The organism is Hyphomonas sp. UBA4505 (assembly GCF_002388685.1).
GTDB lineage: Bacteria > Pseudomonadota > Alphaproteobacteria > Caulobacterales > Hyphomonadaceae > Hyphomonas.
Genome location: NZ_DGMZ01000009.1, coordinates 84220 through 105563, shown reverse-complemented (window position 1 = coordinate 105563; position 21344 = coordinate 84220). Strand labels below are relative to the sequence as shown.

Here is a 21344-nt window from a genome sequence, read left to right as displayed (position 1 = left end):
GTCCTAGTAGCGGAGCCGCACGCCGACAGATCCGGACAGTCCGGGTGTGCCATATCCCAGGATCTGCTGGTACTCCTCATCGAGCAGGTTCTCGATCCGGCCATAGATTTCGACTGTATCATTGAGATCATAGCTGCCGGTCAGGTCGACGCGTGTCCAGCTGTCGAGTTCGGATCCGTCTGTATTAGTTTCTTCGCCATTGTAGCGAACGAGCACTGCGCCAGAGAAGGGGCCGTCCGGATCAAAAGAAGCTGAGATGTTCCCGGTGCTTTCCGGGAGGCGGGCCAATGCGTTTCCGTTGCCATCATCTGAGTCAATGAACGTATAACTCGCCGCGATACCCAGCCAGTTGTTGATCGCGTAAGCGCCAGTCAACTCGCCCCCCTGCGAGTCCACAAGGGCGATATTGTCGTAGCCAGCCGTGTAAGAGAAATCGATCATGTTTTCGGTTTCCTGATCGAACAGGGTTGCACCAAGGACGATGCGCTCGTCAGCAGACTGCCATTGCACACCAATGTCATAAGCCTCGGAGGTTTCAGCCTTGAGGTTGGTATTGGGGGCGGTCAGTCCACAGAAGGTGCAGATATAGGTCGACTGAAAGATGCTGGGTGCCTTGAAGCCTTGACCCCAGCTTGCCTTGAAGGTGAGCTGATCTGTTGCGGTCCAGGCTGCTGCCACGCGACCCGTTGTTTCAGAGCCGAAAGTCTCGTGATCGTCGACCCGAATTCCGCCTGTCAGTGTCAAACTGTCCACGGGTTTGAATTCGTAGAGCGCAAACAAACTGTCAATCGAGGACTCTTGCTCATTGGCACTTGTCTCTTCGCGCTCCGTTCCAAAGGCCAATGTATTTGTGTCGTTGATGGCGAATGTGCCCTGATAGCGAAACAGCACGCGGTCACCTTCGGTGAAATAACTCTGGACACCGTTTGACGTATTTTCGCGTTCAATATCGGCATAGCCAATCTGAACAAGGTTCTCGAGTCGGCCATCGAACAGTGGCGCTTTCAGGGTGATGTTTCCAGACAGCGTCTCCGAATTCGTGACCTCATCACCATCCGCCACGCTGCCCTGCGCACCGAACGCATAGCTGTCATATTCAGACTCTGCGTCGCTCCACATCAGGCTGGTTTCGAGACGAACACTGGCCGGCAGGTTCAAACCGCCTTTGGCCGAGACCGTCTGTGAGTCGTAGCCGTCGTCTTCGGAGTTACCATTCGCCTCATCCGCTTTGGAAATACCATCTGTGGTCAGTCCGGTAGCCGCGAGCCGGAAATCACCGATTTCATTCGCATTGCTGATCGACGCGCCGCCGCGCAATGTATTGAAGGAGCCGTATTCGCCGAACACCGTGCCTGACAAGCCTTCTGTGGGGCGCTTGGTCGTGATGGACACGACGCCGCCAATGGCATCACTCCCCCAGAGCGTCGATTGCGGGCCTTTCAGCACTTCGATACGCTCAATGGTGTCTGTGTCCAGATAAGCGAAGTTGTAGCCGCCACCGGTGCCGGTCGGATCGTTTACGGGTACGCCGTCGATCAGCACCAATGTCTGGTCATTGGAAGCACCGCGTATACGCACGCTGGCGTTGCCGCCAAAGGCGCCGTTCTGGTTGACCGTGACACCGGGCGCGGTTGCAATAGCGTCCAGGGCAAAGTCGACGCCCAACTCTTCCAGGTCGTCCCGCGTGATGACGGAGACACTTGAGCCAATTTCGGTCATCGTCTGGTCAAGGCGTGATCCATTGACGATGATCGTATCGAGTTTGGTTTCTTCGATGCTTGCAGTCTGGGCGGTCGCCGAGACGGTAAAGCCGAACGCAACAGCCCCCAGCAGGGCGGTTTTGTAGAACATATCTTTTCCTCGCATCCCAGCCGCCCGAATGGTGGATGCAGTTCATAACGACAATCTGGCCTCACCTTGTGATTGGTGCGGACGGCCAGGCCCAGGGGTTCGGATGTCGTTACAAAGGATAGGCTTGAAGCCTTCCCGCCCGCTGAGAACTATTCCCGGCCTCCGGACGAACGACGCGATGGCAGGTCTCCTGGCTCACCGATCGTCATCTCAGGCCGCCTTCCCAGAGCGATTGCTCCAGTGGCTGTATGGCCTTCAACTCCCGGCTCACAGTTGCGGGTACAGCGCCGAATTCACATCGGCTTCCCTCTTAGCTTTCCTTGCAGAAAGCACCATCTGAAAGTGGTAATGTTGCAAGCCTCGCGACCTGTCAATACTGCCGCTATTACAGGACGCGCGGCAAAATGGTCAGAAGTCGACGCCACGCTTGGCTTTGAGCCCCGCTTTGAAGGGGTGCTTCACCTCGACCATCTCGCTGACAAGATCGGCATAGTCGCAAAGTTCGGGTTTGGCATCGCGCCCCGTCAGGATGACGCTGGTCTGGCTGTCGCGCGCTTTCAGTCCCTCGAGAACAGCGTCGGTTGAGAGATAGTCATAGCGCATGGCGATGTTGATCTCATCCAGCACAACAAGATTGTAGGAGCCATTCGCCATCATGGTTTTCGCACGGTCGAACGCTGCCTCGGCGGCGGCGATGTCGCGAGCCTCGTCCTGTGTGTCCCAAGTGAAGCCTTCACCCATTGTGTGCCATTCGAGTTGATCGGGGAACTTGTCGAAGAATTGTCGTTCACCGGTAATCCATTTGCCCTTGATGAACTGGACGACCCCCACATGGTGACCCCAGCCAAGGGCACGGGCAATGACGCCGAAGGCCGAGCTTGACTTGCCCTTGCCATTTCCCGTGTGAACCAGCACCAGCCCGCGATCCGGCACGGCGGCCGCGTCGGTCTTCTTGCGTTGCTCTGCCTGCAGCGCCTTCATCTTTTCAGTATGGGAAGTGTCGTCGGTCATGTCGCGTTTCCTGAGTGTTCCAGCAGCGTGATGAGGCCGCCATAGGCGACCGAGCTCTGATAGTGATGGTGGCCGCCGAGCGCGGCAAAGGCTGCCTTGATTACGCCGGCATGGGTCACGACAAGAGTGTGGCTGTCGGGGTGGTTGAATTCGGCTATGGCGTTCTGAGTGCGGGCGGTCAGCATGGCGACGCTTTCCCCCTCATGAGGCCTCGCATGGAGGAAGTCCGACGCCCAGGCATCGAGTTCATGTCTCGGCAATTCGCTCCAGGGCTTCATCTCCCATGTTCCGAAATCCATCTCGGCCAGTCGTTCATCCCGGATGATGTTCAGCCCACTCCGTTCTCCGACGAATTCGGCAAGCTCAGCGCACCGGGTCAGCGGGCTCGATACGATGCGGTCTATCCGTGGCAGTCCGGCCAGAACGATGCTGGCCTCGTCCGCAAAAGAGGTCGCGAGCGCCAGGTCAGTTCGACCATAACAGGTGCCGGGTGCGACATCAGGCGTTGTATGCCGAAGGAGGGTCAGAGCCATGCGAGGAGCCCCAGATAGAATCCGATCTCGCTTGCTTGCTGTACCGCGCCGAGCGTGTCGCCCGTATAGCCCCCCAGTTTGGGCTCAAAGAACAGGCGCATTAGAACATGCGCGAAACACAATGAAACAATACCGGACAAAAGTGAGACGAAAGGAAACAGGACAGCACCGACTGCAACAGCCCCCAACGCTGTGAAACCGGCAATTATCAAGCTGGACGCAGATATACCCGTTGCCACAGGCTTTCCCGTACCTTCCTCCCGCACATACCGGCTGGTCGCGATCACACACACAGCTGAGAACCGAGAGACGCAATGCGCAACGGGCAGGGCAGCGCAGACCCAGATTGGCGGTATCGCCGACAGCGCACCCACCTTGATTGCGAGCGCCAGGAACAGCGCGGCGGTCCCATATGTGCCGAGCCGACTATCCTTCATGATTTCCAATGCACGAACAGGTGTATGTCCGCCGCCAATGCCGTCAAACGTGTCGGCCAAGCCATCCTCATGGAACGCACCTGTCAGCAGCAGGCCTGCGCTGACCGCCAGCAACGCCGCCATGAAGTCCGGCAGGACCAGGGCGGCGATCCAGAAAACGCCCGCACTCACGAGCCCCACAAGTATGCCGACCAGGGGGAAATATCTCGGCGCTTGCGCCATGCGCTCCGGTGTGAACATCTTGTCTGTTCTGAGCGGTAGCCGAGTCAGAAATTGCACAGCGAGTACGAGTTTGGCGAGTTCGCCATTCATGCCGGGCCACTCACTCCGGCGCTCTCGAAGCTCGCCATCTCACGCAGCATCGCTGCGGCTGCCTTCACAAGCGGAAAGGCGAGCAATGCGCCCGTACCCTCGCCCAGGCGCATGCCCAGATGCAGCAAAGGCCTGGCCTTTAGCGCGGCCAGTACACGCCCATGTCCGGCCTCTGCGGATTGGTGCGCAAAGATCATGTTCTTCAGGCAATCGGGTGAAATCGCTTCAGCGGCCAATGCGGCGACTGTCGCAATGAAGCCGTCCACGATGACAATCTTGCCGCTCGCTGCTGCTCCGATCATGGCGCCGGCCATCATGGCAATCTCGAAGCCGCCATACTCCTGGAGCGCCAGACCAGCTTCCAGTTTATCGTTCGTCCGGTTTGCAGCTTTTTCCAACAGTTCGCATTTGCGGCGAAGACCATCATCGTCGAGACCTGTGCCCCGTCCAGTCAGGTCGGCAACTGGCACTCCGAGTATTTTGGCCGCCACGAGGCTTGCTGAGGATGTGTTGCCGATGCCCATCTCGCCAAAACACGCAACCGTTTCGTCGCCTTCATGACCCAGCGCTGACCCGGAAGACAGCGCAGCAGCGCGCTCGGAAGATGTCATGGCGGGCCGCTCAATGGCGTTGGCCGTGCCTGCTGCGATCCGACGTGGGATCAGGCCTGGGTGATCGATCAGCTGTCCAGCTACTCCAGCGTCAACCACGCGGACGCTCGCGCCAACAGAACGGGCGAAGACATTGGCGGCTGCGCCCTCCGAAAGAAAGTTGAGCACCATCTGGCGGGTCACATCCTGCGGGAATGCCGAGACACCCGCTGTTGCCATGCCATGGTCAGCTGCAAAGATGGAGAGCCTGCATGTGTCCGCGCGAGGCGTCAGGGATTTCTGGATCTGCGCGATCTGAACAGCAAGCGTTTCGATCCCCCCCAGCGCGCCAACTGGTTTGGTTTTGCCGTCGATTGCTGCGCGAATCTGAGCTTCAAATTGCGCTTCAGAATGGGATGCATCCGTATCTGTAGGTGTCTGCATGATGAAGAATGCCCGTTTACTTAAATCGTGTGGCGGGGTTCTAGGCAGCATCGGAGGCGATTGTACAGGCTCGGCAAATTTCTCATGTCAGCTTTTTCCTGGAGGTTCGGCGCCAGTCGCGCGGCTTTCCGACCTGCTTCCGCATATCCTGCGCAGCCTGAAAATCCGGGCGTCACAACTAAGTCGGCGGGCAAGGTTCGGTGGCGCCAAGAGCCACACAGTCTCGCCACACTTGGCGCATGCATCCTGTGCTTGTTTCTCTATCTTGGCATACCTTTTGCGTCGTAGAGTCTGTGTGTCGCGGCGATTGTGCGACTGTCAGGATTCGAGACCAAGGTGCGTATGTACGCCTCCGGCAACAGCAAGATTCTCTTCATTACGCATGGCGCGGGTCGCGGCCGCAAAGTGCCGACAGGCGATGTTTTCCTGAAACGGCTGGCAGCGAAGTCTGATCCCTTGCTCAAGGATATCCGGATCCATCGCACAGGTTCCGGGTCCGCCAACTTTGAGGGTGTGGGGCTGGTCGTCTTCTGGCTGGGCGATCCTCTGATGCAGAAGTACCCGGCCTGTTATGTTGATGCTTTGGCCATTGCCGAAGAGGCGGTTGATCGAGGGATTCGTATCCTCAACCATCCAGACGCGCTCAGCAACACGACCAAATCCAGGCAGGCGCATATCTGGGCTGACGCAGGCGTACCATGCGCCGCCGCTGCGTCGGCATCGACATTGGAGGAGATGGCGGGCGCGATCGAGCAAATCGGATTTCCCTGTATCGTCCGAAGTGATCAGGAGCATGCACAAAGACAGGTTGCGACCCTGTTCAAGGCTGAGGACGCAAAGGCGCTCGACAGCGAGGGGTTACTGCCAGCAGTTGTTCTGAAGCTGTATGACATCCGTCAGGAATACCGTGACGTTGGCAGGCCCCGCTCCGATCTCTTTGCGCGCTATCACCACAAGGCCCGAGCGTTCGTGTGTGGTGACCGTGTTCTGGCATCTCACCTGTTCTTTTCGACCGAGAGAATCGTTGGCCTGTCCAACAGTCTGTTCCAGCGGGAGGCGAGCCGACTGCGGCGTCTGGCAAGATATTTTGGCTATCATGAGCGTTTGCGAGCCGACCTGATTGCTGCAGACAAGGCATATTTCTCCGCGCCTTTGGAAGAGGCGCAGGAACTCGTTAAGGCGGTCAGGGCGCTCGGGCTGGACTTTGCCGCGGTCGATTATAGCATCCGTCCAGAGGGGCACATCATCATATGGGAGGCCAATCCGTATTTCTGGTTGCCCCATGGCAAGGCCAGCGTTTTGTCGCGCCAACGCGATGCAGTCACCCGCGTGGACCAGACATTCGATTGGTTCACTGCTTGCATCAAAGCCTATTGTAATGATCATCCCACCTTGTCGGTGGTTTCTGCATCCCGACGCTGAAACGATGTCGCCATTGGAGTTGCATTGAATGTTTTCGACGCATCTTATCGCCGCACCACCTGCGCAACGGGTAGATTGGGTAGATTACGCGAAGGGCATCTGCATCATTCTGGTGGTAATGATGCACGCGGTAAATGGCGTCGAATATCTGTTCGATGAGCAAGGATGGATGCATCCCATCATCGATTTTGCACGGCCCTTCCGAATTCCAGACTTCTTTTTGGTGGCGGGTCTGTTCCTGAGCCGGTCGATTCATGCGCCGCTCGCCGACTATCTCGACCGGAAAGTCGTGCATTTCATATATTTCTACGTGCTCTGGCTCACGCTCCAGCTTCCCGTTCTGGAGTTCGATGCGTTGGTGTCCCATCCTGGTTATGTCCTGAAGCTATGGTTCTACAGCTTCGTCGAACCCTCGAACTCGCTTTGGTTCGTGCACATGTTGGCGATCTTCTATGTGGTTACGCGCTTGCTGCGAAACGTGCCGGTCTGGATCGTGTTTGCAGGCGCCTTCATCCTCCAGTCTCTCTACCAACTTGTGCTGATTGATACGGGATGGGGCGTGATCGACCGGTTCGCAAACCGGTATGTTTATTTCTTCATGGGGTACGCGTTTGCACCACAAATCTTCCGATTTGCCGGAAGGGCGGCCAAAGCGCCTTGGATCGGAGCCCTTGGTTTGCTGGCTTGGGGCATTCTGAATTGGTGGGCAGTCAGCCTCGCCTTGCATGAAGAAGTGGTTGCCAGTTTCATTCTGGGCATTGCCGGCGCGACTGCCGTCTGCGTCGTGTCAGCGCTGCTGACCCGGTTCCGCGCAGCAGACTTTCTCAGATATTGCGGTCGGCACTCGATCGTCATCTACCTGACCTACGCGTTTCCGCTCGTTGCGATGGAGCGACTGGTGCTGCCTGCAATCGGAGCGCCCTTCGGCGATGTGGGGCTGGCGTCCGCCTTGACCCTGACATTCGCTGTTGCGCTCCCGCTTGCCTTCCACGCCCTCATTCGCGGCACGCCGCTCAATTTCCTGTACGTCCGTCCGGATTGGGCCAGCTTGTCTGGAAGCGAGCGCGGGAAAAGGCGCGCTGCGTTGTCGGCAAAATAGCCTAGACGTTGAAGCGAAACAGCATCACATCGCCATCCTGGACTATGTAATCCTTGCCTTCTGACCGCATCTTGCCGGCTTCTTTCGCGCCTGCTTCGCCGCCATGCTCGACATAGTCCATGTAGGCAACGGTTTCGGCGCGGATAAAGCCTTTCTCAAAGTCACCATGGATAACCCCGGCAGCCTTGGGAGCACTCCAACCTTTCCGGATGGTCCATGCGCGGGATTCCTTCGGTCCGACCGTGAAATAGGTCTGCAGGTCGAGAAGGTCGTATCCGGTATGGATCAGACGGGTCAGGCCCGGCTCTTCCAGTCCGAGCGTCTCAAGATATTCGCTGCGGTCCGGCTCATCCAACAGGGCGAGCTCGGCTTCAATTTGAGCTGAAATCACAACGCACGCAGCGCCTTCTTCAGTCGCGCGGGCCTCGACACGACTGGAATATTCGTTACCTGTTGCGGCACTATCCTCATCAACGTTCGCGACGAACAGAACCGGTTTTGAGGTCAAGAGCTGCAGCATGTTCCACGCTTTTGTGTCGTCTTTCGAGACAACAGCGCGTCGGGCCGGGCGACCTTCGTTCAGCTCGGCAAGTGCGAGATCAATCAAAGCGACCTGAGCCTTGGCTTCCTTGTCACCGGAATTGGCCTTTTTCACGACGCCGGCCTTGCGCTTTTCAAGGCTTTCCATGTCAGCCAGCATGAGTTCGGTCTCGACGACTTCGAAGTCGGCAATCGGGTCGACCTTCCCGCTGACATGCGTGATATCGTCATTCTCGAAACAGCGAAGGACATAGATGATCGCGTCTGTCTCACGGATATTGGCGAGGAATTTGTTGCCAAGGCCTTCACCTTGGGAGGCGCCCTCTACGAGACCCGCAATGTCCACGAAGTTCATGCGCGCCGGGATGATCTCCTTCGAGCCACCGACTTCGGCGAGCTTCTCCAGCCTGGGCTCTGGTACGGCGACTTCGCCAACATTTGGCTCAATCGTGCAGAATGGATAGTTGGCCGCTTGCGCTGTGGCCGTCTGAGTGAGCGCATTGAAGAGTGTGGACTTTCCCACATTGGGAAGGCCTACGATGCCGCATTTGAAGCCCATACCGGTCTCCTGAGTAACTTGTTCGCCGCGCAAATAGCCGTATTCACAGCCGAAAAACAGACGGAAATATCGCCTGATAGCGGAATTGGGTGGAATATTAAGGGTCTATGGGTATGCTTGGCTCATTACTTCAAGAGGTAGCGCGCATATGGCGTACGATGTTTTCCTGGTATCGGCGATCGAAGATCGCGACATGGCGAAGTTGGTCGCACGTCGGCTGCGTTCGCTGAAGTTCAAGGTCTGGTTCGATCAAAAGCAGGTGGACAATACGTTCGATGCCAAGGATGCACGCAATGCGGGCAATTCCAAGCATATGCTTGTCATGTGGTCCGAACATGCAGTGAAGAGCGACTGGGTGCGTGCGGCGGCTTCTGTCGGGCATTCGCGGCCTGGCATGTTGGCCCAGGTCAGCGTCGACAAGACGATCCCTTACGAGCCGTTCAAAAGCGACAAACGTTTCTCGATTGAGGGCATGACGTCGCGCAAGACTCCTGAAGGCTTTTACAAACTGATCGAAGAGCTCGGCCAGCGCGATGGGCGCTCCGACCTTCGAGAGTGGATGGGGTATGGCTCGAAGGATGAAGAAGCGCGGGAAGACTGGCTCACGGCTCATCCGGACGACCCGCTTGCTATTGATGCAAAGAAGAAGCGTGAGAAGGCGATGGGTATCAAGCCTGCGCCAGCGGCCGAGACGGCCAGCGCAGCCGCCTTGGCAAAGGCTTCCGTCAAACCGCATGTCGCAAGTTCCGGTCCAGGCCAACGCCCAACAAGCTCAGCGGCGCCTGCCACTTCAGATCCATTGGGCATGGGATGGGGCACGATTGCCGCAGTTGGCGCAGCCGTGTTCGCAATGTTTTTCCTGAGCTGGATTTTCCGCTCTCAGACGATCACCGCTCCGGTCTATGCCGGTGCACCGGGTGTCGGAAATGCTTATGTCCTTCAGGAAGCCTGTCCAGCAGGCCAGGTGCCAGCATCACTCATGAAAGTGCTCGAGCCGGGGCCGATCGTGAATGATACTGAAGAGCCGGAGCCTGAAAACTAGTTCAGGCGAAGACGGCGATGGTCTGTCGGCCGATCATGATCGGTTGGCCTGATGTATTCCACAACGTCATGGCTTGGCTGTTATAGCCATCCTTTGACGTATCGGCGACATGCCGGGCCAGGAACCACCCCTCGTTCGTCCGAATGTCATCTGTCAGGAATTCTGCCATCCATGTCATGGAGCTGATACGGGCCTGTCCTGTCAGCATCGACATTGCCGCAGGCGGTGGTGCGTCTGCGAGTGCCAGGACGGAAACCGCGTCCGGCGGAACCGAGCCATCCTTGTGCCGCATCCAGAGAGACATGTCTGCGTCTGGCGCACCCGACATCGGGGGGCTTCCATTCGCCAGCCGCATGTTGAAGTTGCGGGTGAAGGCAGGGCGCCTCGGCGACTCTCCGAAGAAAGATGCGGTCTCGTCCGGGGAGGTAACTTCAGGCGCAGGAAGGTTTGCAAAATTGAGGGATGACTCACGGTGTGCCCCAAAGGCAAAGATCGCCTCGGCAGCAACGCCTGCTTCGCCCATCATGCGCACGCTCGTAAAGACGGTATTCTTGCCTTCGCGCAGCAGGGTGGCGGTGCATTCGACGTCACCCGACACAGGCCCGACAAATGCCACTTGCGCAGACCGGATCTGACGCCCGCCAGAGGTCGGCATCGCGGCCTGCAGGCACAGCGCCGCAGTCAGCCCCCCATAGGTTGTGCGGCCTTGCATCCAGGTCTCCGGCACATGAAAAGACATGGCATGGTCGCCGGTCTGTTTGCCGCTGCGCATGAGGGTGGTGAAATCCATCAGTCTCTCCCTGACTACAGAGCGCCAATTTAGTCAGTTCTGGAAAGGAACCAACTCTTGACGCCGGGGTATGCGAACAAAAAAGCGCCCCGGCATATCACCGGGACGCTCAATGTTTTCGATAGGGCGCAGCCTAGTGCTGGCTCTCCGGTGTCGTGACTTTCAAGCCATCCAGATCTTCCGAAACGGTGATCTGGCAAGACAGGCGGGAATTTTCCTGAACATTTTCAGCGAAATCCAGCATGGATTTTTCCATTTCTTCCTGCTCTCCAACTTTGTCCATGAAGGCCTGGTCGACATATACATGGCATGTGGCACACGCGCAGGCGCCGCCGCAATCGGCATCAATGCCCGGAATGGAGTTCTTGATAGCAGCTTCCATCACGGTCTCGCCGTTCTGGGCCTCCACAACGCGCTCGGTGCCGTCGTGGTCGATATAGGTAATTTTCGCCATGTGCGGGTTTCTCTCCTTCAAGCTGCCACTGCGTTAGTGGCAATCTCTTTCATTGTTATTGATGTGTCTGCAAGAATGTCAGCCGAAAGCTTGGCGCCTGACATGATGAGCTTCTTGGATGCGAGGAATTCGGGCGGACTGTTGATCGCATCCACTGCGATGAGCGTTCCGTTCTTCAGGTAGAAGGCCGCAAACTTTCGATCCTCCGGTGAACCCCTCACGACGATCTCGTCATACCCGGCGCCGAGCCCGGCGATCTGGAGCTTGAGGTCGTACTGGTCTGACCAGAACCAAGGGCAATCTTCATTCGGTCGCGGTTTGCCAAGAATGGCGGCGGCAGCGAGCTTGCCCTGCTCGATGGCATTGTGGACGCTTTCAAGCCGGCCAGAGCGACCAAAATGCACCAGCGGCCGACTGGCGCAATCGCCTGCGGCAAAGATTCGTGGGTCGGATGTGCGCGCATCGCGATCAACAAGAATGCCGTTATTGCAGGCAATTCCGGAATCTTTGGCGAGTGCTTCGTTTGGCAGGATACCGATGCCGACCAGAACAATGTCCGCATCGAGTTTGGTCCCATCGGTGAGCACGGCAGCGGTCACCGCGCCATCATTCCCTTCAAGCTTCGACAGGCTCGTCTCTGTGCGAATCTCAACGCCCTGGCGGCGATGCTCAGCCTCATAGAACTCGCTCATGATCGGGCTTGTAACTCTGGCTAGAACACGTGGTGCCATTTCCAGAACGGTCGTTTTCAGACCCATTTGCTGGGCGACGGCCGCTGCTTCAAGACCGATATAACCAGCTCCGATAATCACCATGGAGCGTCCGGCCACCATTTGCGGCCGGATCCGCTCGACATCGGCAAGACCGCGCAGCGCGTAGACATGCTCAAGCTCTGCACCGTCGATCGGCAGGGCGCGAGGGCGCGAACCCGTCGCGATGATCAGCGCGTCATATTCGAGGCGGCCACCATGTTCGAGATCCACTCTGCGTTCCGCCCGGTCGATGCTGGTTGCACGTGTCGAAAGGATCAATTCCACATTGTTGTCTTCGTACCAGGCGGCTGGTTTGAAGTAGAGGCGCTCCTCGGCGAACTCCCCCTTCATATAGGCTTTTGACAATGGTGGGCGCTGGTAGGGCAGTGCCGGTTCTTCACCGACCAATGTCAATTCGCCCGTATAGCCACCCATGCGCAGGGATTGAATTGCTTGCGCCGCAGCTTGCCCAGCCCCAAGCACCACAATGCGTTTTGCGTCTGTCAAATCCAATGTGCTATTCCCGGTCTACGTAGGGTCAATTCGTGACGCCTGCGTCATTTTTTAATGTTCTAGGCCAGTCTGCCTGCTACTGCAAGGCATGTCACCACGCGTTTTGCCGCAATTTGGTCAGGAAACGATGGTGTGTGAGGTCAGTCTTTTATATGCACATGATGATGAAATTGACCTACCGACTCGACAATGAGGCTCACACGCTCGCATTCGGCAATGCGATCGCCCCCTTGCTGAAGCCGGGCGACGTGATTGCCTTGCATGGCGGACTGGGTGTCGGGAAGACGACATTTACGCGAGGGCTGGTCCGGGCGCTCATACCGGACATTCAGGAAGTGCCGAGCCCGACATATACTCTGGTCCAAGCCTACGAGGCTCCGGATTTTCCCGTCTGGCATTTTGACCTCTATCGGCTGGGATCGCCTGACGAGATGGCTGAGATTGGGTGGGACGAGACGCCGGAAGGCGTGGCGATTGTCGAGTGGCCGGAGAAAGCGGGAAAGCACCTTCCTGCGTGGCGGCTGGATATCGTCTTTGACTTTGAAGGCGAACATCGGCTCGTATCCCTGGAACCCCAAGGCGAAGATTGGCGGGCGCGCTGCAATGAATTTCAATTCTAATTCCCGCGACGCGCTGATCGCCGATTTTCTTGCGCGTCATGGATGGGGTGGTGCAGACCTCAAGCCATTGGGACAAGACGCATCCACGCGCCGGTATGTTCGGATGGTGCGCGCTGATGGTTCGGCGGCGATGCTGATGGATGCCCCACGCATCGAAGCCGACCCATGCCCACCAGATGCCGATGATGCCACGCGCAACGCGATGGGCTGGAATGCACAGACGCGTTTGGCGGCCTCTCGTGTCGACGCCTTCGTCCTGATTGCGCACCATCTCAGATTACTCGGTTTTGAGGCGCCGGAGATATTTGCGCATGATACTGAAGCCGGGTTGGCTATTCTGCAGGATTACGGCGACGGTAGGGAATTGGCTCGGCAGATCGAGCAGGATCCAGCTTTGGAAGTGCCCGCCTACATGCTGGCCGCTGGCATGTTGGCAAAACTTCATCAGCAACCGATCCCCGAGGCTGTGATCTATGGGGCCGAGCAATGGCCGATTCTCGATTTTGACCGCCTCGCATTGTCCTCGAATGCTGACCTGTATGCGGACTGGTTGCCAGTGGAGGCGGGTGGCGGTGCGCTGACTGGACTTGCCCGCGTTAGGTGGGAGTCCGAACGTGATGCCCTGATCGAACAGGCAATGGCGTTCCCGCGTGTGTTCACTCTGCGTGACTATCATGCAGAAAACCTGCTCTGGTTGGGCGACGACCGCATCGCGCTGCTCGATTTTCAGGACGCGGTGAAGGGCTGGGATGCGTGGGATATGGCCATGCTGACCCAGGACGCGCGACGGGACGTTTCGCATGAGGCGTCCGAAGCCGCGATCCGGCACTATCTCGACCAGACCGGCAAGACGCGCGAGGCCTTTGACGAGCGGCTCGCCGTGATTGGGGCTCTCAACGCGCTGCGTATTGCAGGTGTGTTCTCCCGGTTGCAGCATCGTGATGGCAAGGCCCGGTATGGCACATTCCAACCGCGCCAACTGAAACTGCTGGCCTGCAATCTGTCCCACCCCGCACTGGAGCCCATGGCGGCCTTCGTGCGGGAGACGACCCCCTTCGTGTTCAAGGAAAGCTGATGTCATCAAATATTCCGCATACGGCGATGGTGCTGGCCGCCGGGCTCGGTACCCGGATGCGGCCGCTGACGGACACATGTCCGAAGCCCCTGATAGAGGTTGGTGGCAAGCGTCTGATGGACCGGATGATCGACCCACTGATCGAAGCGGGCGTTCAGCGGATCGTCGTCAATGTCCATTGGCTCGCCGATCAGGTCGAGGATCATGTTTCGGGCATCAAGGGTGTGGACCTGATTGTGTCGGACGAACGTGGCGAAGTGCTTGAAACAGGCGGCGCGCTGGTGAAAGCCGCGCCGATGCTTGGCGATGATCCCGTCTTCGTGGTCAATACAGATGCGTTCTGGGGTAACGGTGATTCGAGACCTTTCCTCGATCTGGCCAACGCATTTGACCCAGCGCAGATGGACGAGATCCTCCTTCTCGCGGATACGCAGCGCAGCCTGGGATATGGGGGCGCCGGAGACTTTCTCCGTGCCGAGGATGGCAGCCTCAAGCGACGCGGCGAAAACCCGTCTGCCCCATGGGCCTATGCGGGAGTACGCATCCTCAAACCGCAAGCATTCTCAGGCCTCGCCGTGGAGCGCTTCTCGGTTGCTTGGCGAATTTGGGGGCCGCTTGTCGAATCCGGACGGCTGCATGGTCTGCCACTGGATGATTTCTGGCTGCATGTGGGCGATCCGGACGCCCTGAAAGATGCCGAAATGTGGTTGCGCTGCCATGGCGCGTGATCCTGCCCTGTTTGGCGTAGGCGCGCCAAAAGTCTGGTCCATCCCGCCGGGCGAAAACTTCCTGAAATGCCTCGCAGCGGAACTGGCTCGCGCGGTGGATTTGCAAAACATCCCGGATGCGTTGGCGGACGCCACCATTTATGTTCCAAACCGCCGGTCTGCGCGGGAATTGACTGCCGCCCTTTTCCTCGCCGCGAACGAAACCCCGATCCTGTCGCCAGACATCCGGGCGATGGGCGATCTCGAAAGCGACGAGGCCCCGCCTGTCGCCGAGTTTTCAGTAACCGATTTGCCCCCAGCACTGGCGCCTGCCAAGCGGCTCGGAACATTGGCCTCTCTTGTGCAGGCCTATTATCGCGAGAGTTCCGGCATGGATGTTCCGCCATCGTCGGCGCTTGCAGCCGCGAACGAGCTGGCGCGATTGCTGGACCAGGCTCATCTCAGCCCCGGGGCTGACTGGAGTGGGCTGGCAGATCTGGCGAAAGACGCCGACCTTGCCCAGCATTGGGAGAACTCGGCCAAATTCCTCGAAATCATAACCGATGCCTGGCCGAAATGGCTTGAAGAGCAGGGCGTCACCGACCCCCTTCAAAGGAGATTGCTGGCTGCGGAAGCGACCGCAGAGGCTTGGCTGGCGCATCCACCCGAGGCACCGGTCATCATTGCCGGCTCGACCGGGGCGACGCCTGCCGGGCGCGTGTTGATGAAAGCCGCGCTGCAATTGCCGATGGGGCTTATCGTTTTGCCCGGGCTCGATTCTGCCGCCTCGGAAGAGCATCGTGCCGGTATTCTTTCCGAGGTCGGACATCCGCAAAATACGTTGCTCAATACATTGGTCGCGCTCGAAATTGAGCCGGGGGCTGTGGCTGAATGGCCTGGCATCGAGATTGGCCCCAAGCGCGACGCGCGCCGTCGCATGATCATGGAGGCGCTCGCGCCCGCCGATGCCACAGCAGACTGGCGAGATACCCTCGACCAACTTTCCGCAACAGCTGGCACCGATGTACCAAGTTTTGCAAGAGACGCGCTGGAGGGCCTGTCGCTCGTAGAGGCTGCGGACGAGTCTGCTGAAGCAAGTGCCATCGCCCTGATAATGCGCGAGACATTGGAAGCCAAGGACCGGACGGCGGCCCTCGTGACGCCGGATGCTGGTTTGGCGCGCCGGGTTTCCGCCCTGCTGAAGCGTTGGGACATCAGTGTGCCGCCGTCGGCCGGTATTCCGGTTGGGCGGACAGCCGCCGGTAGCTTCGTGGGGCTCTGCGCGAAATGGGCGGTCGATCCGGGCGACCCGGTCCTGATCGTGGCGGTTCTAACGCATGAACTGGCCGCGCCAGTCGATGATCTCGCCGACTTTGAGCTTCATTTCCTGAGAGGTCCGCGACGATGGAAATCCCTTCAGGAACTGGTCGAGAGCATTCGCACTCGAGATATGATCGAGCCCTATCCGCAATTCGGGCCAGATGATCAGATTAGGGGGATCACGCTTGTGGAATCCCTGATTGCCCGGTTCGAGCATGCCGATGCGGACCTTAGCCAGATTGAAGAAGTAACCGGCGACGACGCAATTCAACGTATCGCAGCCTTGGCGGAATCGGTCAGCCAGACGCCGATGCCTTGGGCTGGGGAAGACGGCGCAGCCACGAGCCGCTTGCTTGAATTCGTGCGCGAGGTCTCTGAATCCCTGGGACCGATGCGACCGGCCGCGCTCGCCGATCTCGTCAATGCGCAGGCGTCCCAGATGACCGTCAGTTTTGGTGAAGCCGAGCATCCGCAACTCTCGATCTGGGGGCCGCTGGAAGCGCGACTTCAGTCTGCGGATCGGGTGATCCTTGCCGGACTTAATGAGGACGTTTGGCCAAAGCGCCCGGCGCCGGACGCGTTCCTGCCCCGGCATTTCCGTGCGCGCCTCGGCCTGGGTGATCCTGAAGAGCGCATGGGACTTGCCGCGCACGACTTTGCCCAGCTTGCCTGCGCGCCGGATGTCACTCTGGTTTACGCCTCACGGAGAAATGATGCACCGGCAGTCGCGTCGCGCTGGGTCTGGCGGCTCAAGACGCTCGCGGAAGGCGCGCTGGAAAATCAGGCTGCAGATCATTTCACCCCCACGGCTTTTGATCCGATCAAGCTGGTGGAAGGTCTAAAGCTGAACCGGGTGAATGCGGTTCCCGACTTTAGCGCCGAGCCGACTCCATCCGCGCGCCCTGAAGGCTGGCCCGCGCGCTTGTCCGCCACACGCGTCGACCTGTTGCAGCGCGATCCATATGCGCTCTGGGCTGAACAGGTGCTGGGTCTCTCCTCAATCGATGCGCTGAATGATGAACTCGGCCCTGCGCCGCGTGGGACCGCAATTCATAGGGCGCTAGAGCTGTTCGAGGAAGACGGAAATCCGAAGACGGCCGAACACTTGATGGGCCTGCTCAGGCAGGAATTGCTGCGTGTGGGCGAACCTGGCGACGCATGGGCGGCGCGTGAGGCCGTGTGGCGGCGTACAGTAGATTGGTTCATGGTCTGGCGTAGTCAGCGAGATACGTCGGGCGGCAAGTTGAAGCAGGAAGTCAAGGGTTCCATTGAGTACAGCGTCGCCGGTCAGCCGTTCACTTTGTCGGCGACCGCTGACCGGATAGAGCAAACGGCCCGGGGCGATCTTGTCATTGTGGACTTCAAGACGGGCAGTCCGCCGCGCGATAAGGAAGTGGCCACAGGGCTTAGCCAGCAAATGCCTTTGCAGGCCCTCATCGCCCAGAAGGGTGGCTATGACGGGGTGCCAGCGGCACGGGTTGACCAGTTGCACTATGTGGCCTTCAAGGCGAAGCCCGATGCATTCAGCCTGGGGGGCAAGCACAACCTCCCGACAGAGCCCGCCGACATGGCAACCATGGCTGAAGATGGCCTGTTGCGCCTGATTGAGGCCTATCGCGAACCCAACTCGAAATTCCTGTCTGCGCCGCGGGTGAAATTCGTGAAATACGACAATGGCTACAATCTCCTGGCCCGCCGTGCCGAGTGGGCAGGTGATACCGAAGACGGGGAGGGCGGGGATGCCTGACGTGAAGATGCCCATTACTCCGCCGGATACGGAAGACTACCGTCGTGCGAACACTGCCCAGCTCGTTTCGGCCGATCCGGCACGTCCGGTTTTCGTTATGGCCAATGCGGGCAGCGGCAAGACAAAAGTCCTGATTGATCGCGTCGCTCGCCTGTTGCTGCGCCGCGAAGATGGGCGCGTGGGCGCTGCTCCGGATTCGATCCTTTGCATAACTTACACAAAGGCCGCCGCAAACGAGATGCTGTCGCGTCTGTTTCGAACGCTCGGCAAATGGTCGATCATGCGCGACGACAAGTTGCGCGAGGAATTGTCCCGCCTGGAGGGGCGACCGAAAGATGCCTACAAGACAGATGACCTGAGAGCGGCCCGCGCACTCTTCGCTCGCGCGCTTGAAACACCAGGCGGCCTTCGGATCGAAACGATTCATGCGTTCTGTGCGCGCATCCTGCGACGCTTCCCGTTGGAGGCCGGCGTGCTACCCGGCTTCGCAGAGATTGAAGAAGATGAGGCTCAGGCAATTTGGCAATCCGTTCGTGCGCAAGCGGTGCTGAACGCAAGTGAGGTGGCTCCTGAAGCTTTGAACGTATTGGCGCTGGAGGGGGGGCATGATGGTGCGGACGTTGCGTTGAATGCCATGCGGTTCCAGATGAGCGTCTATCTTGATTTCGCTGAAACGCATGCATTCAATCAGGCTGCGATGCGTGCTGCTCTCATTGAGGGGCTGAACGCACCTCAGGCGAGCCCTGCAGAAATTCTCGAGCTGGAAATGGGCTCGCAGATGCCAGTTGGTGCACTGCGAGAGGCCCTCATCAGTCTTCGCGCCTCTGGCAAGCGTGATGATACCCGTACGGCCAATGCCGTAGAGGCGGCGCTTTACGAAGAAGACCCGGGCCGCCGGTGGGGCTGTTACAAGGGTGCCTTCTTCGGCGCTCAGGGCAACGCATACAAATCCCTTTACAATGCAGAGGCGGGTAAGGATGCCAATGTGGTCGCGCTGTTCGCGACCAAGGATGAAATTGGGTCAGAAGTGGCGCGCGTTGAGGCGCTCGCGGCGAAGTTGAAGCTGGCCGAGACCGTAGAGCGCACCTCCGCTCTGTTGGAAGTCGGGCTGGGTGCGCTGGTCGCATACCAGGAAGAGAAGCGTCGTCGCGGCGCGCTCGATTTCGACGACCTTATCCGCAAGACACGTGACTTGCTCACCCGGACCGGCATGTCCGACTGGGTACTTTACAAACTGGACGGAGGAATCAGTCACATACTGCTCGATGAAGCACAGGATACCAGCCCAGAACAATGGCAGCTGATCAATGCGTTGACGGAAGAATTCACCGCGGGCATCGGCGCCGAACGCCAACAGGACCCGCGTACCTTGTTCGTGGTGGGGGATGAGAAACAGTCTATCTATTCCTTCCAGGGCGCAGAGCCTGCCCAGCTTCGTGCGCAGGAGCAGGCCTATATCCAGAAGGATCCGGCGGCCCTGTCCCAAACCATGGAAATGTCGTTCCGGTCATCGCCGGAAATTCTCGGCTTCGTCGACGCGGTCTGGAACTCGGCCCCGCCGGTCGACATTGCATCTGGCGCACAACCTCCGCTGACGGCGGATGAGGTGACACATACGGCTCGTCGCGCGAACCAGCCCGGCTTGGTAGAGCTCTGGCCGGTGGATGAGCGTGACGAGGACGAAGACGCTGATGCGTGGTCACGACCCGTAAATGCGCTGCGTTCAAGTTCTCCAAAGGCGCAGCTTGCAAGCCGGCTTGCAAAACAGTTGAAAGCCATGGTGGATCGGGGCGAGACCGTATGGGAGGAATTGCCGACACGGGACTGGCAGCGCCGGGCCATGAAGCCTGAGGATATTCTGATCTTGGTGCGTAGCCGGACGGGTGGCCTCTTCGATGCAATGATTTCAGCGCTCAAGTCCGAAGGTCTCCCGGTTGCTGGGGCCGACCGGTTGAAGCTCACCGACCATATTGCAGTACAGGATTGCCTGAACTTGATGCGGTTTGCGCTCCTGCCAGAGCGTGATCTGACACTGGCGGAAATCCTGCGCGGGCCTTTCGTCGGACTGGTGGACGATGATCGGTATCTGTTCCGGCTTGCGAGCAAGCGCAGAAAGGGCGAGACGCTCTGGTCGCGCGTTCGCGCGAGTGACGATCCCGATGTGCAGGCTGCCGAAAGATTTTTGTCAGGCCTGCTGGAGCGTCGCCATGAGCCGCCATACGAATTTCTCTCGCGGGTGCTGGATGTGCCGGGGGCGGACGATTTGACGGGTTGGGACAAGATCAATGCACGGCTTGGTGCGCCGGCTCATGATCCTGTCGAGGCACTGCTTTCCCGCGCTCAAGGCTTTGATGCGACGGAGCCGTCTTCACTGCAGGCCTTCGTTGCAGAGATGGAGTCGAAGCTTGTCGAGATCAAGCGAGATCTCGCCGCGCCTGAAGGAAAGGTCAGGGTGATGACGGTGCATGGTGCCAAGGGGCTTCAGGCTCCGGTCGTCGTGCTGCCCGATACGACCGCTGGGCCGAAGTCTGTTTCATCGTCCATGTTCACCGTCAGCGACATGCCGATCTGGTCTCCCCGCAAGGACAGCGACATCCCCGCTGCAGAGCATGCGCGTGCTGTTGCGAACGCAAAATCCGAAGAAGAATTTCGCCGGCTTCTCTATGTTGCGCTGACCCGCGCGCAGGACCGGTTGATCATTGCCGGTCATTGGCATGGTGCGCGCCCGCCCGGGTATCATGACCGGAGCTGGTATGCATTGTGTGGCGCGGCCATGAGCCGGTTTGCTGAAGAGGCTGATGAGGATGGCATCCGCAGGTTTGGACGGGTGCCTCCGAAAGACCGGGATGTATTCGAAGAATCCAAAGCGCATTCAGCGCTGCCAGACTGGGTGTTTACGCCACCCCGTCAGGCCGAACGCCAGCGCAGGTTCGGCGCGCCGTCCAGCCTGCTTGGCCGCAAGACACCGGTCCTTGCGCCTTTCAGCCAGACGCGGCAGGCGCGCCTGCGCCGCGGTAGAATCATTCATTCCTTGCTGGAATACTTGCCGGCGCTGGACCCTGCCGCGCGCCAGGCGGCCGCGGATAGGTACCTGTCCCGCCTATCCGACCTCACAGATTCTGATCGCCACGAAATGAACGCTGCGGTCTTTGGCATTCTGGACGCGCCAGACATGCAGCGTCTGTTCCGGCCCGGCGGGCGCGCGGAGGCTGCGATTGTCGGTTCGGCGCCTGAGCTGCCGGACGGGCTGATCATCAATGGCCGGGTCGACCGGCTGGTGGTGACGGATGACGAAGTGCTGATTGTCGATTTCAAGACCGATCAGCCTGCGCCTGACAGGCCGGACGGTGTAGCAGAAACGTATCGTGCCCAGATGGCGGCTTATTGGGCTGTTCTGAGGCGGGCCTATCCCGGACGGACGGTGCGCACGGCGCTTTGCTGGACTGACGGTCCACGCCTGATGTTCTTGCCTGAGGAGATGCTATTAGAAGCTCTAAAGGGTGCGCAGAGCCCGGTTTGACTTCCC

At 59.0% G+C, this 21344-nt stretch carries 17 protein-coding genes and 1 riboswitch; of the genes, 8 read left to right on the top strand and 9 right to left on the bottom strand.

Features of this window, described 5'->3' with window-relative positions:
- Positions 1 to 3 precede the first annotated feature (3 nt).
- From B3527_RS05695 to cobT, 5 genes are all read right to left on the bottom strand, one after another.
- A complete protein-coding gene (locus B3527_RS05695; protein ID WP_290479320.1) occupies positions 4 to 1851 on the bottom strand; it encodes a TonB-dependent receptor plug domain-containing protein in 1848 nt (615 codons plus the stop codon).
- A gap of 163 nt (positions 1852 to 2014) precedes the next feature.
- A riboswitch (cobalamin riboswitch) is annotated at positions 2015 to 2203 on the bottom strand.
- 56 nt (positions 2204 to 2259) lie between these two features.
- Positions 2260 to 2862, bottom strand: coding sequence for a cob(I)yrinic acid a,c-diamide adenosyltransferase (gene cobO / locus B3527_RS05690; protein WP_290479321.1), 603 nt, complete (start codon positions 2860 to 2862; stop codon positions 2260 to 2262).
- On the bottom strand, positions 2859 to 3395 hold the full coding sequence (gene cobC / locus B3527_RS05685) for an alpha-ribazole phosphatase (protein ID WP_206992964.1): 537 nt from the start codon (positions 3393 to 3395) through the stop codon (positions 2859 to 2861). The genes cobO and cobC overlap by 4 nt, the downstream gene beginning before the upstream one ends.
- Positions 3386 to 4144 (bottom strand): adenosylcobinamide-GDP ribazoletransferase, encoded by a 759-nt coding sequence (gene cobS / locus B3527_RS05680; protein WP_290479322.1) that lies wholly within the window; start codon positions 4142 to 4144, stop codon positions 3386 to 3388. Before cobS ends, cobC begins: the two co-directional genes overlap by 10 nt.
- A complete protein-coding gene (cobT, locus tag B3527_RS05675; RefSeq protein WP_290479323.1) occupies positions 4141 to 5178 on the bottom strand; it encodes a nicotinate-nucleotide--dimethylbenzimidazole phosphoribosyltransferase in 1038 nt (345 codons plus the stop codon). Before cobT ends, cobS begins: the two co-directional genes overlap by 4 nt.
- A 336-nt stretch (positions 5179 to 5514) precedes the next feature.
- Here cobT and B3527_RS05670 point away from each other — a divergent pair, with 336 nt between their 5' ends.
- Both B3527_RS05670 and B3527_RS05665 read left to right on the top strand, forming a co-directional pair.
- The gene (locus tag B3527_RS05670) at positions 5515 to 6600 is read left to right on the top strand and encodes a hypothetical protein (protein ID WP_290479324.1); all 1086 of its coding nucleotides are present in this window, start codon (positions 5515 to 5517) and stop codon (positions 6598 to 6600) included.
- 28 nt (positions 6601 to 6628) lie between these two features.
- On the top strand, positions 6629 to 7699 hold the full coding sequence (locus B3527_RS05665; protein WP_290479325.1) for an acyltransferase family protein: 1071 nt from the start codon (positions 6629 to 6631) through the stop codon (positions 7697 to 7699).
- 1 nt (position 7700) lies between these two features.
- On the opposite strand, the gene ychF is transcribed toward B3527_RS05665, so the two are convergent.
- A complete protein-coding gene (ychF, locus tag B3527_RS05660) occupies positions 7701 to 8798 on the bottom strand; it encodes a redox-regulated ATPase YchF (protein WP_290479326.1) in 1098 nt (365 codons plus the stop codon).
- Positions 8799 to 8946: 148 nt separating this feature from the next.
- Here ychF and B3527_RS05655 point away from each other — a divergent pair, with 148 nt between their 5' ends.
- Entirely contained in the window at positions 8947 to 9840 is an 894-nt protein-coding gene (locus tag B3527_RS05655; protein ID WP_206992970.1) for a toll/interleukin-1 receptor domain-containing protein, read from the top strand.
- Position 9841: 1 nt separating this feature from the next.
- Here B3527_RS05655 and B3527_RS05650 read toward each other — a convergent pair whose 3' ends face one another.
- From B3527_RS05650 to B3527_RS05640, 3 genes are all read right to left on the bottom strand, one after another.
- Positions 9842 to 10630 (bottom strand): thioesterase family protein, encoded by a 789-nt coding sequence (locus B3527_RS05650; RefSeq protein WP_290479327.1) that lies wholly within the window; start codon positions 10628 to 10630, stop codon positions 9842 to 9844.
- 133 nt (positions 10631 to 10763) lie between these two features.
- Positions 10764 to 11084, bottom strand: a complete 321-nt coding sequence (locus tag B3527_RS05645; protein WP_034813477.1) for a 2Fe-2S iron-sulfur cluster-binding protein — start codon at positions 11082 to 11084, stop codon at positions 10764 to 10766.
- 17 nt (positions 11085 to 11101) lie between these two features.
- A complete protein-coding gene (locus B3527_RS05640) occupies positions 11102 to 12349 on the bottom strand; it encodes an NAD(P)/FAD-dependent oxidoreductase (RefSeq protein ID WP_290480995.1) in 1248 nt (415 codons plus the stop codon).
- Between the two features lie 164 nt (positions 12350 to 12513).
- Here B3527_RS05640 and tsaE point away from each other — a divergent pair, with 164 nt between their 5' ends.
- The 5 genes from tsaE to addA are packed head-to-tail and all read left to right on the top strand — an operon-like array spanning position 12514 to position 21338.
- A complete protein-coding gene (gene tsaE, locus B3527_RS05635; RefSeq protein ID WP_290480838.1) occupies positions 12514 to 12969 on the top strand; it encodes a tRNA (adenosine(37)-N6)-threonylcarbamoyltransferase complex ATPase subunit type 1 TsaE in 456 nt (151 codons plus the stop codon).
- Positions 12953 to 14044 (top strand): aminoglycoside phosphotransferase family protein, encoded by a 1092-nt coding sequence (locus B3527_RS05630; protein WP_290479330.1) that lies wholly within the window; start codon positions 12953 to 12955, stop codon positions 14042 to 14044. Before tsaE ends, B3527_RS05630 begins: the two co-directional genes overlap by 17 nt.
- The gene (locus B3527_RS05625) at positions 14044 to 14772 is read left to right on the top strand and encodes a nucleotidyltransferase family protein (RefSeq protein ID WP_290479331.1); all 729 of its coding nucleotides are present in this window, start codon (positions 14044 to 14046) and stop codon (positions 14770 to 14772) included. The genes B3527_RS05630 and B3527_RS05625 overlap by 1 nt, the downstream gene beginning before the upstream one ends.
- The gene (gene addB, locus B3527_RS05620) at positions 14762 to 17818 is read left to right on the top strand and encodes a double-strand break repair protein AddB (protein ID WP_290479332.1); all 3057 of its coding nucleotides are present in this window, start codon (positions 14762 to 14764) and stop codon (positions 17816 to 17818) included. The genes B3527_RS05625 and addB overlap by 11 nt, the downstream gene beginning before the upstream one ends.
- The gene (gene addA, locus B3527_RS05615) at positions 17811 to 21338 is read left to right on the top strand and encodes a double-strand break repair helicase AddA (protein ID WP_290479333.1); all 3528 of its coding nucleotides are present in this window, start codon (positions 17811 to 17813) and stop codon (positions 21336 to 21338) included. The genes addB and addA overlap by 8 nt, the downstream gene beginning before the upstream one ends.
- The last annotated feature ends 6 nt before the right edge of the window (positions 21339 to 21344 follow it).